The organism is Allobosea sp. Leaf344 (assembly GCF_001426225.1).
Classification (GTDB): Bacteria; Pseudomonadota; Alphaproteobacteria; order Rhizobiales; family Beijerinckiaceae; genus Allobosea.
On record NZ_LMRT01000014.1, the window covers coordinates 213514 to 228187 of the forward strand.

Annotated in this window: 13 protein-coding genes; 6 read left to right on the plus strand and 7 right to left on the minus strand. The window is 68.0% G+C overall.

Features of this window, described 5'->3' with window-relative positions; translation table 11 throughout:
* Positions 1–341: 341 nt before the first annotated feature.
* The 4 genes from ASG72_RS20370 to ASG72_RS13000 form a co-directional block, all read right to left on the minus strand.
* Positions 342–716 (minus strand): DUF2019 domain-containing protein, encoded by a 375-nt coding sequence (locus ASG72_RS20370; protein ID WP_082540323.1) that lies wholly within the window; start codon positions 714–716, stop codon positions 342–344.
* Positions 717–1369: 653 nt separating this feature from the next.
* A complete protein-coding gene (locus ASG72_RS12990) occupies positions 1370–2209 on the minus strand; it encodes a MaoC family dehydratase N-terminal domain-containing protein (RefSeq protein WP_056712906.1) in 840 nt (279 codons plus the stop codon).
* 11 nt (positions 2210–2220) lie between these two features.
* Positions 2221–3378, minus strand: a complete 1158-nt coding sequence (locus ASG72_RS12995) for an acyl-CoA dehydrogenase family protein (protein WP_056712908.1) — start codon at positions 3376–3378, stop codon at positions 2221–2223.
* A gap of 123 nt (positions 3379–3501) precedes the next feature.
* Positions 3502–4662 carry a CaiB/BaiF CoA-transferase family protein gene (locus tag ASG72_RS13000; RefSeq protein ID WP_056712910.1) on the minus strand — a complete coding sequence of 387 codons (1161 nt, stop codon included), beginning with the start codon at positions 4660–4662 and terminating at the stop codon, positions 3502–3504.
* 243 nt (positions 4663–4905) lie between these two features.
* Here ASG72_RS13000 and ASG72_RS13005 point away from each other — a divergent pair, with 243 nt between their 5' ends.
* The 6 genes from ASG72_RS13005 to ASG72_RS13030 all read left to right on the plus strand — a co-directional run bounded on the left by ASG72_RS13005 (position 4906) and on the right by ASG72_RS13030 (position 11261).
* Positions 4906–6210, plus strand: a complete 1305-nt coding sequence (locus ASG72_RS13005; RefSeq protein WP_056712912.1) for an ABC transporter substrate-binding protein — start codon at positions 4906–4908, stop codon at positions 6208–6210.
* A gap of 163 nt (positions 6211–6373) precedes the next feature.
* A complete protein-coding gene (locus ASG72_RS13010) occupies positions 6374–7279 on the plus strand; it encodes a branched-chain amino acid ABC transporter permease (protein ID WP_056712913.1) in 906 nt (301 codons plus the stop codon).
* Entirely contained in the window at positions 7279–8220 is a 942-nt protein-coding gene (locus tag ASG72_RS13015; RefSeq protein ID WP_056712915.1) for a branched-chain amino acid ABC transporter permease, read from the plus strand. The genes ASG72_RS13010 and ASG72_RS13015 overlap by 1 nt, the downstream gene beginning before the upstream one ends.
* Positions 8217–8966: an ABC transporter ATP-binding protein gene (locus ASG72_RS13020; protein ID WP_056712917.1), complete on the plus strand. Its 750-nt coding sequence runs from the start codon at positions 8217–8219 to the stop codon at positions 8964–8966. The genes ASG72_RS13015 and ASG72_RS13020 overlap by 4 nt, the downstream gene beginning before the upstream one ends.
* A 1-nt stretch (position 8967) precedes the next feature.
* On the plus strand, positions 8968–9669 hold the full coding sequence (locus ASG72_RS13025) for an ATP-binding cassette domain-containing protein (protein ID WP_056712918.1): 702 nt from the start codon (positions 8968–8970) through the stop codon (positions 9667–9669).
* 158 nt (positions 9670–9827) lie between these two features.
* On the plus strand, positions 9828–11261 hold the full coding sequence (locus ASG72_RS13030; RefSeq protein ID WP_056712924.1) for an aldehyde dehydrogenase family protein: 1434 nt from the start codon (positions 9828–9830) through the stop codon (positions 11259–11261).
* 36 nt (positions 11262–11297) lie between these two features.
* On the opposite strand, the gene ASG72_RS13035 is transcribed toward ASG72_RS13030, so the two are convergent.
* From ASG72_RS13035 to ASG72_RS13045, 3 genes are all read right to left on the minus strand, one after another.
* The gene (locus ASG72_RS13035) at positions 11298–12422 is read right to left on the minus strand and encodes a zinc-dependent alcohol dehydrogenase family protein (RefSeq protein WP_056712926.1); all 1125 of its coding nucleotides are present in this window, start codon (positions 12420–12422) and stop codon (positions 11298–11300) included.
* Between the two features lie 89 nt (positions 12423–12511).
* Positions 12512–13471, minus strand: coding sequence for a LysR substrate-binding domain-containing protein (locus ASG72_RS13040; protein WP_056712928.1), 960 nt, complete (start codon positions 13469–13471; stop codon positions 12512–12514).
* A gap of 182 nt (positions 13472–13653) precedes the next feature.
* Positions 13654–14535, minus strand: coding sequence for a hypothetical protein (locus tag ASG72_RS13045; protein ID WP_156395951.1), 882 nt, complete (start codon positions 14533–14535; stop codon positions 13654–13656).
* Between the last annotated feature and the right edge of the window lie 139 nt (positions 14536–14674).

A 14674-nucleotide genomic window follows, 5' to 3' on the forward strand; every position in this document is an offset into this window, starting at 1 on the left:
ATCGCAGAGCTCGACGCCCCCTGGGTTGCTTCGCTTCGCTCGCAATGACGGGTAGGGTGTGCTCCAGCATCTTCGGCGCTTCCTAATTGGACCGCCGATCAGCCGTCATTGCGAGCGCAGCGAAGCAACCCCGATCGCAGAGCTCGACGCCCCCCTAGGTTCCTTCAATGCGCTCGCAATGACGGGTCTGGCGTCCTTCCAGCCTCTTCGGCCCGTCCAGATTGGATCGCCGATCACCCGTCATTGCGAGCGCAGCGAAGCAACCCAGCTCGCAGAGCTCGACGCCCCCCAAGGTTGCTTCGCTTCGCTCGCAATGACGGGTGCGGTATGCCGCGCTTATATCAGCTCGGAACGTAGAAACCGCTCGCGAGATAGTCCAGCGTCATGCCGGCGTCCGCTGATTGCGGCAGGCAGTTGATGGCCTCGACCTTCTTCAATTCCCGGATGGCGGCGGCGCGATCGACCACGAGCAAGGCTTTGGCCGCTGTGACCCTGACCTGCAGATTGCCTTGTCCGAGCAGAACCTTGAGCGCCCGCCGCTGATCGCCCGGCCGACCCTTGAGTTCCATCTCCACAGCCAGAAGTGCATCGAACAGTCTATTGAAGGTACGAACTTTGTATTCATCGAGCGCGATGCCGGATGAAATACAAAGCTCCTCGAATAACCTCACGAGTTCCTCGGTCTTCATCAAGGTGAGGTTTGCCGGTCGCTTCATTTTGATACACTATCCGTGCGGAGTGCGGCCTGTTCGACGGTTCGGGCGCTCTTACCAGCTGCGACCACGCAAATATGCATAGGTGACTGGTTTACGGAGGCTTCGGTCGATCTGGTGTCAAGCCGACATCTGTCGTTGCTTTATATTAAGACGTCACGACAGTTTCGTAATCGTCGATCGCGGATTGCGAAAAGTCATCGCGCTACGCTGCAGCGTCTTCGGATCGCCGCCAACGCGCCGATCAGCCGTCATTGCGAGCGCAGCGAAGCAACCCAGCATCGTAGAGCTCGACGCTTCCCTGGGTTGCTTCGCTGCGCTCGCAATGACGGGTGCGGTGTGAATGCAGCATCTTCGGCCTATCCAAATAGGATCGTCGATCAACCGTCATTGCGAGCGCAGCGAAGCAACCCAGATCGCAGCGCTCGACGCCCCCCTAGGTTGCTTCGCTTCGCTCGCAATGACGGGTGCGGTGTGGCTCCAGCGTCTTCGGCCCAGATGGGATCGGATCGACGGCAGCTCGTCCATCAACCGTCATTGCGAGCGAAGCGAAGCAATCCATAGCGCGGAGCTCTACGCCCCCCTAGGTTGCTTCGCTTCGCTCGCAATGACGATTGGGCGTCGCTCCAACACCCGCCCCGCTCACTCGCCCCCGCTCACCCCGCCCGGCTGACGCCTTCCATGCGGATGCGGCCGTCCGCGCCTTCGGTCCAGGCCCGGATCGCGCCGTCCTCCAGCCGCTTCGCCTTCACCGCGAAGGGCGCGCCGGCGATCAGCGGGTTGACGCCGCGATAATCCAGCTCGATCGGCGCGCCGCCGTTCAGCGTCGCGATGATGTTGAGCATCAGCGTCGCCTGGATCGGACCATGCACCACGAGCCCCGCATAGCCCTCTTCGCCGGTGACATAGGGCAGGTCGTAATGGATGCGGTGGCCGTTGAAGGTGATGGCGGAATAGCGGAACAGAAAGACCGGGCTCGTCTCCACCCGCCAGACCAGATCCGCCGCGGCGGGGGCGGCGGGGGCGGGCGGAGCGGTCGCGCCCGGCGTCGCCGCCTCGCGATAGACGATGTTGTGGCGCTCGCGCAGCGCAAGCCCGCGCGGGCTGATGATCTCGTGATCCACGGCGACGAAGCAGAGCGGGCCCGTGCGCCCCTCCTTGTAGGTCACGTCCGCGATGGTCGAGCGACGCGTCACGGTATCGCCGAGGCGCAGCGGCGCGATCGTCGCGATCGTCCCGCCGGCCCACATCCGGCGCGGCAGCGGTACCGGCGGCAGGAATTCGCCACGCGCGGCGTGACCGTCCGGCCCCAGCGCCTGCATCGGCGCGATCTGCGGGGCGAGGCACCAATGCAGCGCGAGCGGCGCGTCATCGGGCGGGCAGGGCGCGAGATGCGGCGCGAAGGTGGCGTGGAAGCTCTGCATCAGCCGGGGCGTGATCAGGTCGGACGCCTCCTCGCTGCGGCCGATCCAGGAGCGGAGCCTGTCGATATCCATGGAACCAGCCTTCAATAGGAGCGCGGCATGCCGAGCACATGCTCGGCGAGATGCGACAGGATCAGATTGGTCGAGATCGGCGCGACCTGGTAGAGCCGCGTCTCCCTGAATTTGCGCTCGACATCGTATTCCTCGGCGAAGCCGAAGCCGCCATGCGTCTGGATGCAGGCATTGGCCGCCTCGAAGGAGGCGTCCGCCGCCAGCATCTTCGCCATATTGGCTTCCGCGCCGCAGGGCTCGCCGGCCTCGTAGAGCCGGATCGCCTCGCGCACCATCAGCTCGGCGGCGCGCATATTGGCGTAGGCCTTGGCGATCGGGAATTGGATGCCCTGGTTCTGGCCGATCGGCCGGCCGAAGACCTGCCTCTCCCTGGCATAGGCGGCCGATTTTTCGGTGAACCATTTGGCGTCGCCCACGCATTCCGCCGCGATCAGGATGCGCTCGGCGTTCATGCCCGAGAGGATGTAGCGAAAGCCCTTGCCCTCTTCGCCGATCAGATTCTCGGCCGGGACCTTCACATTGTCGAAGAACACCTCCGTCGTGGCGTGGTTCATCATCGTGCGGATCGGCCGGATGGTGAGCCCCGCCTGCAGCGCCGCGCGCATGTCGAGGATGAAGACCGACAGCCCCTCGGTGCGCTTGGCGACCTCCTCGCGCGGTGTGGTGCGCGCCAGCAGCAGCATCAGGTCGGATTGCGCGGCCCGGCTGGTCCAGATCTTCTGGCCGTTGACGACGTAATGATCGCCCTCGAGCCGCGCCGTCGTGCGCAGAGAGGTGGTGTCGGTGCCGCTGGTCGGCTCGGTGACGCCGAAAGCCTGCAGGCGCAGCTCCCCCGAGGCGATCTTCGGCAGATATTGCTGCTTCTGCGCATCGGAGCCGTGCCGCAGCAGCGTCCCCATGATGTACATCTGCGCGTGGCAGGCGGCGCCGTTGCAGCCCTGGCGCTGGATCTCCTCCATGATCACGGCCGCGGCCGAGAGCGGCAGGCCGGCCCCGCCATAGGCCTCGGGGATCAGCGCGGCGAGAAAGCCGCTCTCCGTCAGCGCCTGCACGAATTCGGTGGGATAGGCCATCTCCCGGTCGAGCCTGCGCCAGTATTCGCCGGGAAACCCGGCGCAGAGCCTGGCAACGGCGTCGCGGATCTCGGCATGGTCGGCATGGTTCTGCATGATCGGAGCTTCTTCCTTCGGTGATGTTTCGCCTCGACCGCGACCCCCGCTGCATCCTGCGAGACGGCCGCTACGGGCCGCCACGGGACGAGGATCGAGTATCGGGGCGGCATGAATCCTGGCCTAGCCCTGGCCCGAGCGCGCCGGGGTAGCGTCCTCTGCGAAAAATTCGGCCCGAAGCGCCGCGTCATGGTCGCCGAGCGCCGGCACCGGGCGCAGGCGGACGCGCTGCCCGTCGACGATCGCCGGCGGTGCCAGCACCTCGATCGGCCCGGCCGGGGTCTCCACGGCGAGCGCGGTGGCGGAGGGGTGGCTGATCAGATCGCCGACGCTGGAGACCGTGCCATAGGCGATCCCCTCCCGGTTCAGCGCAGCGGTGATCTCGGCATAGGAGCGGCCGATCATCAGCGCCTGGATCGCCTCGTCCAGCGCCTTGCGCTCCCGCACGCGCAGCACATTGCTGGCGAAGCGCGGCTCCTGCGCCAGCGCCGGGCTACCCAGCACGTCCCGCGCCAGGATCAGCCACTCCCGCTCGCTCTGCACGGAGAGCAGCAGCGCGCCGTCGGCAAGCGAGAACACGCCATAGGGCGCGATCGAGGGATGGGCGAGCCCGAGCCGCGGCGGCTCGATCCCGCCATAGCGCCGCGTCAGATAGGGCACGTTCATCAGATCGGCGATGGTGTCGAACAGCGACAGCGCGATATGCGACCCCTTGCCGGTGCGGGCCCGCCGCAGCAGCGCCTCCAGGATCGCCGCATAGGCGGCCTGACCGGTGGAGATGTCGACGATCGAGATGCCGATCCGCGTCGGCCCCGAGCTTTCGTTGCCGGTGATGGCGGAGAGGCCGGTTTCGGCCTGGACCAGGAGGTCATAGGCCTTGCGCCGGTAATCCGGACTGTCGGGCGCATAGCCCGAGACGTCGCAGGTGATCAGCCGGGGATGGCGCCGGCGCAGGGCCTCGCTGCCGATGCCGAGGCGCTCGGTCGCTCCCGGCGCCAGATTCTGGATGAAGACATCCGCCTTCGCCAGCATCGCCTCGACCAGAGCGAGATCATCCGGCTGCTTCAGGTCGACGCGGCAGGATTCCTTGCCGCGATTGATCCAGACGAAATAGGAGGAGAGGCCCTGCGCGTAATCATCGTAGCCGCGCGAAAAATCGCCCTCCGCCCGTTCGAGCTTGATCACCCGGGCGCCGGCATCGGCCAGCCGGCAGGTCGCCAGCGGCACGGCCACCGCCTGCTCCAGCGCCACCACCAGAATTCCCTCGAGAGCATCCGCCACCATGCGCGCCACATCCTGCCGAGCCGATCCCGCCCGCGTGCCACACCGCCCGCGCAGCCCCCGCCAAGTCAAATAGCGATTTTCGATAAGGCCCATAGCGGAATGCGGCAGCGGCGGGCGGACTATAAATTCTCGCTATGCCCCGCATCGCTTTATCCTTCTTGCGGCACCCGCCCGCCCATGCACCCCTTGCCCCGGGTTGCGCGCCAGCAAGAGCGCGCGCCGTGAGGATTCAGGGAGAGCACCATGATCAGACGAACCCTAGCGGCCGCGGCTTTGGCGGCCACTGCGTTGCTGGCGCTGCCGGCTGCCGCCCAGGACAAGCCCAAGGAGCTGGTCGTCGGCATCGCGACCTTCCTTTCCGGCCCGGCTTCCGTCTTCGGCGTGCCGGGCAAGAACGCGGCCGACCTGTTCTTCGAGGAGGTCAATGCCAAGGGCGGCATTCTCGGCGTGCCGGTGAAGCCGGTCTATGTCGACGAGGGCGCCGGCACCAACCAGCTGATTTCCGAATATCGCCGCGTCGTCCAGGACCAGGGCGCGCAGGTGATGTTCGGCGCCATCTCCTCGGGCTCCTGCAACGCGCTGGCGCCGGTCGCCGAGGACCTCAAGGTCGTCAACATCATGTGGGATTGCGGCACGCAGACCATCTTCGAGGACGGCAAGTGGAAATACTCCGTCCGCACGCAGGGCCATGCCGGCGCCGAGATGATGGCGACGCTGCTCTACCTCATGAAGGTCAAGCCGGACTTCAAGACCATCGCCGTGGTCAACCAGGACTATGCCTGGGGCCGCGAATCCTGGGCGCTGTTCCAGGCCGGGCTGAAGGCGCTGAAGCCCGATGTGAAGATCGTCGCCGAGCTCTTCCCGAAATTCGGCGCGCCCGATTTCTCCACCGAAATCACGCGGCTGTCGGCGCTGCGGCCCGATGTCGTGCTCTCGACCTCATGGGGCGGCGATCTCGACACCTTCGTCCAGCAGGCCGCGGCGCGCGGGCTGCTGAAGCAGTCGACCTTCGTCCTGCCTCTGGCCGAGAGCTCGATGGAGCGGCTCGGCGCGGTGATGCCGGAGGGGGTGATCGTCGGCGGGCGCGGCGACCATTATTTCCTGCATCCCAAGCACAAGAACTCGGCGGAGATGCAGAGCTTCGTCAAGAAGTACAAGGAGAAGACCAACGTCTATCCGATCTACCCGACCTTCCACATGAACCAGGCCGTCACCGGGCTGGTGAAGGCCTATGAGAAGGCCAGCGCCGCGGCCGGCGGCAAATGGCCGACCAAGGAGCAGGTCATCGCCGCCTTCGAGGGGCTGGAATTCAAGTCGCTGACCGGCACGATCACGGTGCGCGAGGATCATCAGGGGCTGGAGGACCAGCTGCTCGGCACCACCAAGCGCGTCCCGGAATACCCCTTCGCCGTCTATGACAACATGGCGCTCTATCCCGGCAAGCTCGTCACCACCCCCGTCGGGCAGAAGTCGCTCGAATGGTTCGCCAAGGTCTCGCAGGACCTCGTCAACGACAAGTCGATCGAGACCTTCACCTATTCCAAGTGAAGGCCCCGTCACGGTCTGCCGGCCGCGCTGACGCCGGCGTCCCGGATGGCGCCCGCGCCCGAGACGCGCGGGCCGCCATCGCCGCCGCTGCGCTCGTCGCGGGCGGAAACCTCACCCCCAGCCCCTCCCCGTCGCGGGGAGGGGGACAGGTCGCGGACACACGATGCCTCCTGAGATGATCTTCCTCGCCGCGCTCGACGGCATCGCCTATGGCTCGCTGATCTTCCTGGTCGCGGTCGGGCTCTCGCTGATCTTCGGCGTGCTCGGCGTGCTCAACGTCGCCCATGGCTCCTTCTACGCCATCGGCGCCTATGTCGCCGCCAGCGCCGTGCTGGCCGCCGGCGGCATGGGCCTGCCGACCTGGCTCGCCTTTCCGCTCTTCCTGGCCGCGGCCATTCTGGTCGGCGTGGTCATCGGCGGGCTGGTCGAGGCGCTGCTGCTGCGCCGGATCTACGGCAAGGAGGAGGTTCTCCAGCTCCTCGTCACCTTCGCCGTCTTCATGATCCTGGAGGATGCGCAGAAGGTGGTGTTCGGCGTGCGGCCGCTCTTCGCCAATGCGCCGATGAACTGGCTCGGCACCGTCGAGGTCTTCGGCATCTTCTACACCCGCTACCAGCTGATCCTGATCCCGCTCGTCGCGCTCGCGGTGCTGGTCGGCCTGCGGCTGTTCCTGCGCCGCACCAGCTTCGGCCGCGCCATCGTCGCGGTCACGCAGGATCGCGAGGCGGCGATGGCGATGGGCATCGACGCCACCCGCATCTACCTCTTCACCTTCATGATCGGCGCCAGCCTGGCGGCTCTGGGCGGCGCGCTGTCCTCCGCCACCACCTCGCTCACGCCCGGCATCGGCTCCGGCATGATCGTGCTCTCCTTCGCGGTGGCGGCGACGGCGGGTCTCGGCCGCATCGAGGGCGCGGCGGTCGCGGCGCTGATGATCGGCCTCGGCCGCTCGATCGCGGTGTATTTCGCGCCGGAATTCGACGTGCTGATCCCCTATCTCATCATGGTCGCCGTGCTGCTGATCAAGCCGGAAGGGCTGTTCACCACCGTGCAGACGAGGAAAGTCTGATGACGCGCCAGATCATCGTCGGCGCGCTGCTGCTCATCGCCCTGATCGTCTTCCCGCTGCTCTCGCCCTGGTCCACCGTCATCCTGACGGTCGCGCTCTGCGAGGGGCTGGCGGCGCTCGGGATCCTGATCCTGCTGCGGGCGGGGCAGGTCTCCTTCGGCCATGGGCTGTTCTTCGCCTTCTCCGCCTATGTCGTCGCCTTCATGGCGGCGGCGAAATTCGGCCGTGAGGTGTTGCTGCTGGTGCCGATCGCCACCGCCGCCTCGGGCCTCGTCGCGGCGCTGGTCGGGCTGTTCATCGTGCGCTACCGCGCGATCTTCTTCGGCATGCTGAATCTCGCCATCTCGATGGTGTTCTTCTCGCTGCTGGAGAAGCTCTTCTCGATCACCGGCGGCGCCGACGGCAAGCGCGTGCCGCGGCCGACCCTGGCCGGGATGACGCTGGAGCGCGAAAGCTTCGAATTCTGGATGTTCTACATCACCCTGGCGCTGGCCGTGATCGCGGCACTCGCCGTGGCGCGCTATCTCGTCTCGCCCGGCGGCAAGGCGCTGGAGGCGATCAAGTCCAACGAGACGCGGCTGGAATATCTCGGCGTCTCCAGCCGGAAGGTGCTCTACGGCGCCTATCTCACCTCCGGCCTGCTGGCGGGGCTCGGCGGCGCGATCATCGCGCTGGTATCCGGCCATGTCACGCCGGAGCTGGCCTATTGGGTCCGCTCGGGCGAATTCGTGTTCATCGCCATTCTGGGCGGGGCGGGCGGCGTCGCCGGCCCCTTCCTGGGCGCGCTGATGTTCCAGATCATCCGCGGCTACGCCGCCGTCTATGCGCCGGAGACCTGGCATGCGGTGCTGGGCGTCATGCTGCTCGTCATCATCTTCTTCGCGCCGGCCGGCCTCTACGGGCTGATCCTCGGACGCAAGCGCGCGGGAGACGCGACATGAGCGAGGTCATTCTCGAAGCCCGCGACCTGCAGCTGCGCTTCGGCGGCGTGCAGGCGGCGGCCGGCGCCAGCCTGACGGTCCGCGCCGACGAGCGCATCGCCATCATCGGACCCAACGGCGCCGGCAAGACCACCTTCATCAATCTCTGCACCGGCTACATCAAGCCCGAGAGCGGCAGCGTCGTCTTCGCCGGCCGCGACATCACCGCTCTGTCGCCGCGCGCCATCACGCGGCTCGGCATCGGCCGTTCCTTCCAGATCCCGCAGCTCTTCATCGAGAATACGGTGATGGAGAATCTGCTGCTGGCGCTGAGCGCGCGGGAGGGCAGCTGGTCGCCCTTCCTCAGGCTCGACCGCCACCCGAAGATCGACGAGATGTGGGCGCTGCTCGACATCGTCGGGCTGAAGCAGACCGGCCACCGCATCGTGCGCGAGCTGCCGGAGGGAATGCGCAAGCTGATCGACATCGCCGTCGCACTGGCGCTGGAGCCGAAGCTGATCTTCATGGACGAGCCGACCTCCGGCGTCTCAAGCCACGAGAAATTCCAGGTCATGGATACCTTGACCCGGGCGCTCGACGCCCGCGCCACCACCGCCATCTTCGTCGAGCACGACATGGACGTGGTCGCCCGCTATGCCAGCCGGGTCGCGGTCTGGTCGGGCGGGCGCATCGCGCTCGAAGGCACGCCCGACGAGATCCTGAACCATCCCGAGGTCTTGGAGACCGTGATCGGCGTGGGGGTCTGAGATGCTGGAGATCATGGGATTATCCGCCGAGATCGAGGGGGTGCAGGTGCTGCGCCAGGTCGATTTCGCGCTGGCCGAGGGCGCCACCGTCGCGCTGATCGGCCGCAACGGCGCCGGCAAGACCAGCCTGCTGCGCGCCATCATGGGCTTCATGAAGGTGACGGGCGGCAGCATCGCCTTCGCCGGCCGGGCCCTGGCCGAGGTCAAGCCGCATGACCGCCCCCGCCTCGGCATCGGCTATGCGCCGGAGGATCGCCGCCTGTTCTCGACCTTCACCATCGAGGAGAACATCCGCCTTCCCGCCGAGGTGATGAAGGTGTTGCCGAGCGAGATCGCCCGGCGGCTGGAGGGCATCTATCAGGTGCTGCCGGAACTGGCCGATCTGCGCCACAGGCCGGCGGCCGGCCTCTCCGGCGGTCAGGGCAAGATGGCGGCGCTCGCCCGCGCGCTGATGGTCGGGCAGCGCCTGATCCTGCTCGACGAGCCCTTCCAGGGGCTGGCGCCGGTGCTGGCCCAGCGCTATGCGGCGGCGTTGCGGGCGCTGCGCGACAGCCACCCCGACATCGCCCTGCTGATCACCGAATCCAACCCGAGCCTGCTGCGCAATTTCGCCGAGCGCGCCTATGCGATCGAGCGCGGTGAAGTCACCGAGGTGGCCGGCGGGCTGGCGGCGAGTTCGCTGGCGGCGGCGGGGCTGCATTGAGCGGCGCCGCGCCGCGGAGGCCCGCATCCGGTACAGCCGCGCCCCGGCGACCGCATCGACGGGTTCCGGAGCGGGGCTCGCCGATCCGCCGGGCCATATCGCGGCGCGATCGCACGGTATAGGGGGCCCGCGGGCCCTTCAGGAACAGGAGAAGCCGCATGACTCAACATTTCATCAATGGCCGCCATGTCTCTGGCCGCACGGGCGAAACCATGTCGGTCGTCGCTCCCGCCACGGGCGAGGAATTCACCCGCATCGCCTGCGGCTCGGCCGAGGATGTCGACGATGCGGTGAAGGCGGCCCGCGCCGCCTATGAGGGCGCCTGGGGCCGGTTGACGGCGGCCGAGCGCGGCCGGCTGATCGCGAAGCTGGGGCAGAAGGTGCTCGACCGCTTCGACGAACTCGCGCAGACCGAGGCGCAGGATACCGGCAAGCCGATGGCGCAGGCGCGGGCCGATATCGAGGCCACGGCGCGCTATTTCGAGTTCTATGGCGGCGCGGCGGACAAGGTCCACGGCCATGTCATCCCCTTCCTCAACGGCTACAGCGTCAGCGTGGTGCATGAGCCGCATGGCGTCACCGGCCATATCCTGCCCTGGAACTACCCGGCCCAGATGTTCGGCCGCTCGCTCACCGCCTCGCTGGCCATGGGCAATGCCGTGGTGCTGAAGCCGGCCGAGGAGGCCTGCCAAACGGCGCTGAAGCTCGCCGTGCTCGCCTCCGAGGTCGGCTTCCCCGACGGCGCGATCAATATCGTCACGGGACGGGGCCACGAGGCCGGCGCCGCGCTCAGTGCCCATCCCGGCATCGGCTTCATGTCCTTCACCGGCTCGCCCGAGGTCGGCAAGCTCGTCCAGCATGCCTGCGCCGAAAATCTGATCCCCTGTACGCTGGAGCTCGGCGGCAAATCCCCGCAGATCGTCTTCGACGATGCCGATGTCGCCGCGGCGGTGCCGGTGGTCTGCAAGGCGATCGTCCAGAATACCGGGCAGACCTGCTCGGCCGGCAGCCGGGTCCTGGTGCAGCAGGGCATCTATGACGGCTTCATGGGCGCGGTCGCCGAGCAATTCGCCAAATTGCGCGCCGGCACGCCGGAGATGGATCTGGATTGCGGGCCGGTGATCAACGCCAAGCAGCGCGGCCGCGTGCAGAGCTTCATCGATCAGGCGCGCGCCCAGGGCATTCCGGTGATCGCAGAGGGCCAGATCGCGCAGGGTGTCCCGAATGGCGGCTATTACGTCACGCCGACCCTGTTCGGCCAGGTGCCGCGCGGCAACCGGCTGGAGCAGGAGGAGGTGTTCGGCCCGGTGCTCGCAGCCTTCTCCTTCACCGATGAGGAGGATGCGATCCGCCTCGCCAACTCTACCGCCTATGGTCTCGTGGCCGGCGTCTGGACCGGCAATGGCGACCGCCAGCAGCGCGTCGCCAAGCGCGTCCGCGCCGGGCAGGTCTTCATCAACGGCTATGGCGCGGGCGGTGGCATCGAGCTGCCCTTCGGCGGCACAGGCAAGAGCGGCCATGGCCGCGAGAAGGGTTTCATCGCGCTGGAGGAATTCGCCGTGACCAAGACCATCATCCACCGGCACGGCTGAGCGCGAGGGGCTTTGCGGGGGGCCGCGCGAAAACCCTCACATCATGATGATGTGGCGGATGGTGCGGCCCTCGTTCAGCGCGTCGAAACCTTCATTGATGCCGTCGAGCCCGCTCTGGCTGGTCATCAGCCGGTCGACCGGCAGCTTGCCGCGCTGGTAGAGGTCGACGAAGCGCGGGATGTCGCGCATCGGGATGCAGGAGCCGACATAGGAGCCCTTCAGCGTGCGCTCCTCGCCGACCAGCCGGACCGGCGCCAGCGACAAAGTATGCGCCGGATTGGCGAGGCCCGCCGTCGTGGTGGTGCCGCCGCGCCGGGTGATCTGATAGGCGAGATCGAGCGCCTTCACCGAGCCGGCCATTTCCAGCCCGTGATCGACGCCGCCTCTGGTCGCCGCGCGGATCGCCTCGACGACGCCGGGATCGCCGGCGTTGAAGCAGTCTGTGGCGCCGAGCGCGCGGGCGATCGCGAGCTTCTCCTCCGAGAGATCGACGGCGATCACGCGCGAGGCGCCGCAGGCCGCCGCACCGAGCAGGGCGCTGAGCCCGACGCCGCCGAGGCCGACCACCGCCACCGTCTCGCCGGCGCGCACCTTCGCCGTATTGACCGCCGCGCCCACCCCGGTCAGCACCGCGCAGCCGAACAACGCCGCGATCTCATGGGGGATGTCGGCCTCGATCCTCACCAGCGAATGCCGCGAGATCACGGCGTATTCGGCGAAGGCGGAGACGCCGACATGGTGGTTGACCGGCTGCCCGCCGAAAGACAGCCGGCGCCCGCCATTCAGCAATTCGCCGATGCCATTGGCGGCGTTGCCCGGTTCGCACAGCGCCGGGCGGCCCTCGCTGCAGGGTGCGCAATGCCCGCAGGACGGCACGAACACCATGATCACCCGGTCGCCGCGCTTCAGATCCTGGACGCCGGGCCCGGGCTCGACCACCTCGCCCGCCGCCTCATGGCCCAGCACCATCGGGACCGGGCGCGGCCGGTTGCCGTCGATCACCGAGAGGTCGGAATGGCAGAGCCCGGCCGCGCGCACCCTGACCAGCACCTCGCCCGGCCCGGGCGGCGCCAGCTCCACCTCCTCGATCGCGAGCGGACGGCTCTGCGCGTAGGGCGCGGCGACGGGGCTGGCTTTCAGGATGGCGGCGCGGATCTTCACAGGCATGTCCTCGACGAAAGAGCGGGCGGCGGCGGCCGCTCCGGAAGTGTCGGACCTTCCGGCCGAGGCTGTCAAAGACGAAAAGGCGATCACCCGTATAAAGCGGGGGCATCGCCATCCTCGCCCAGCGTCGCCGTCCAGGTCTCGTCCTGCACCAGCCCGCGCAGGATGTCCCAGGACAGCTGGCCGATCGCCCGTGCCGCGGCCGGCATCGGCCGCTCGGTAGAATAGGCGAGATAGACCTTGCGATAGAGCGTCGGCTGGGCGATGCGCCAGCTCTGGAAGATGCCGGCCTTCTCATGCTCGGTCACGGCCATGCGCGGCAGGATGGAGTAGCCAAGGCCGCGCTGCACCAGCCGCTTGATCTGCCCGTAGGACTCGATCTCGATCGCCGGCCGGATCGTCGCCTTGGCCCCCGCCGCCTCCTCGATCTGGTCGCGCAGCCCATGGCCGATACCCGGCAGGATCAGGTCCAGCGCCGCGGCCTCGGCCATCGTCACCGTCGCGCCCGGGGCCGCCGTCACGGCGCCGAGACCGGGAGCGCCGAACAGGCAGAGCTCCTCGGTCAGCACATGGTGGATGCCGAGGCCCTTCGGGTCGGAGGTCGAGTAGATCACGGCGAGATCGACCTCTCCGCGGCGCAGCCAATCCAGCACGAAACCGCTCATCGCCTCGGCGATGCGGATCCGCACCGCCGGGAATTTTTCCCGCGCCGCCTCGATCAGCGGGACGCTGAACTGCTCGCTGACGGTGCCGGGCAGGCCGATCCGGACCTCGCCCGCCGGCGCCACGGATTCGCCGCGCACCATGTCGCGCAGCTCGCCGAACTCCGCCAGGATCGAGCGCGCGCGCTCCAGCAGGCGCTCGCCCGCTTCGGTCGGCAGCACGCCGCGCGTGCCGCGATGCAGCAGTGCCACGCCGAGCTCCTCCTCCATATGGCGCAGATGCTGGCTCAGCGCCGGCTGGGCGACGCGCAGCTTGGTCGCGGCCTTGGAGAACGAGCCCTGCTCGACGATCGCCGTGAAGTAACGGAGCTGGCGCAAATCCATAATCTGGCAATCCCGCTGCTGACGCGCCGCTGCGCGGGACTTTGGTAGCGCCCCGGGGTGGGGGTGGCTAGAGCCGGACAGGCCGCAATGCGCAAGCGCGCCACAATGCGAAAGGGCGAGACCGTTCCCGGCCTCGCCCCTCCTGTCGGTTTCATGCGCGGCAGCGCCGCACAATCATAGGCTCAGCGGCGGCCGAAGAAGCCGTTCAGCTCGCTGTTCTCTTCGCGGTGGCGGCCGCCCATCTGGGCCGCGAACCAGCCGGTCGCGGCGCCGAGCAGCAGCACGGCCGCGGTCAGGAAGGCGGTGACGATCGCCGATTTCCGCGCCTTCTCGGCCGCCTGGCGGGCCTGTTCCTTGGCCTGCTGGAGGCGGGTGAAGGCGGCGTCGATGCGCGACTGCGCCTCCGGCTGGGCGACGCCCGTGCGGGCCGCGACCCGCGAGGCGAGATAGTCGCGATCGCCGGTGTCGAGCGTGCCGGTGGTCAGCCCGGCAACCAGGATGCGCGAGGCTTCGGCGCGCTCTTCCGCGGTCGGCGGCGTCTCGCCGGTGCTGCGCATCACCGTGTCGAGCGCCGAGCCGAGCGGGTCGGCCTGCTGGTTGAGCAGCGAGGCGGCGCTGTTGGCGGCGGCCGAGGCGCCGTTGGCGGCGGTCTTGGCGACGCCGAACAGCGAGGAGCTGGCGACCATCGTCACGAGCAGGGCGCCGACCGCCCAGACGAGCAGCCCATGCGCGCCGTCGCGGACGTCGCGCTCATGGCTCGGCCCGTCCTGCACGGGGCGGCGCATCCGGCCGGCGAGATAGCCGCCGGCGAAGCAGGCGGAGACGGTGATCCAGATCATCCACAGCCCGGCGGCGATGGTGATGAGCGCGAGGCTGGCCGTGCGCCCGGTCTCGGCCGAGACGAGGGACAGGCCGAGCGCCGATCCGAACGCGGCCATGATCATGGTGATGGCGGCAGACAGCACGCCGCCTCCGATGATCGCTCCCCATTCGAGATAGGAGCCCTGCGAGGCGGTTCCGGCTGGCGGTGTGACGACGACGACGTCTGAGGTGCCCATGGACATGGTTTCGATCCTATCGCAGACCGAGGAAGGACAGGATGGCGAGGACCACCACGATGAGACCGATGATGTAGATGATGCCGTTCATTGCGCCCTCCAATACCGCCACCCAGCGTGGCATCACCAAAACGTGAGCGATGCA

Bases quoted from the DNA above. Each gene is read 5' to 3' on its own strand.
- ASG72_RS13005 (WP_056712912.1), top strand. From the start codon at position 4,906: ATGATCAGACGAACCCTAGCGGCCGCGGCTTTGGCGGCCACTGCGTTG.
- ASG72_RS20370 (WP_082540323.1), bottom strand. From the start codon at position 716: ATGAAGCGACCGGCAAACCTCACCTTGATGAAGACCGAGGAACTCGTG.
- ASG72_RS13025 (WP_056712918.1), top strand. From the start codon at position 8,968: ATGCTGGAGATCATGGGATTATCCGCCGAGATCGAGGGGGTGCAGGTG.
- ASG72_RS13030 (WP_056712924.1), top strand. From the start codon at position 9,828: ATGACTCAACATTTCATCAATGGCCGCCATGTCTCTGGCCGCACGGGC.
- ASG72_RS13020 (WP_056712917.1), top strand. From the start codon at position 8,217: ATGAGCGAGGTCATTCTCGAAGCCCGCGACCTGCAGCTGCGCTTCGGC.
- ASG72_RS13010 (WP_056712913.1), top strand. From the start codon at position 6,374: ATGCCTCCTGAGATGATCTTCCTCGCCGCGCTCGACGGCATCGCCTAT.
- ASG72_RS13040 (WP_056712928.1), bottom strand. From the start codon at position 13,471: ATGGATTTGCGCCAGCTCCGTTACTTCACGGCGATCGTCGAGCAGGGC.
- ASG72_RS13000 (WP_056712910.1), bottom strand. From the start codon at position 4,662: ATGGTGGCGGATGCTCTCGAGGGAATTCTGGTGGTGGCGCTGGAGCAG.
- ASG72_RS12990 (WP_056712906.1), bottom strand. From the start codon at position 2,209: ATGGATATCGACAGGCTCCGCTCCTGGATCGGCCGCAGCGAGGAGGCG.
- ASG72_RS13015 (WP_056712915.1), top strand. From the start codon at position 7,279: ATGACGCGCCAGATCATCGTCGGCGCGCTGCTGCTCATCGCCCTGATC.
- ASG72_RS12995 (WP_056712908.1), bottom strand. From the start codon at position 3,378: ATGCAGAACCATGCCGACCATGCCGAGATCCGCGACGCCGTTGCCAGG.
- ASG72_RS13045 (WP_156395951.1), bottom strand. From the start codon at position 14,535: ATGTCCATGGGCACCTCAGACGTCGTCGTCGTCACACCGCCAGCCGGA.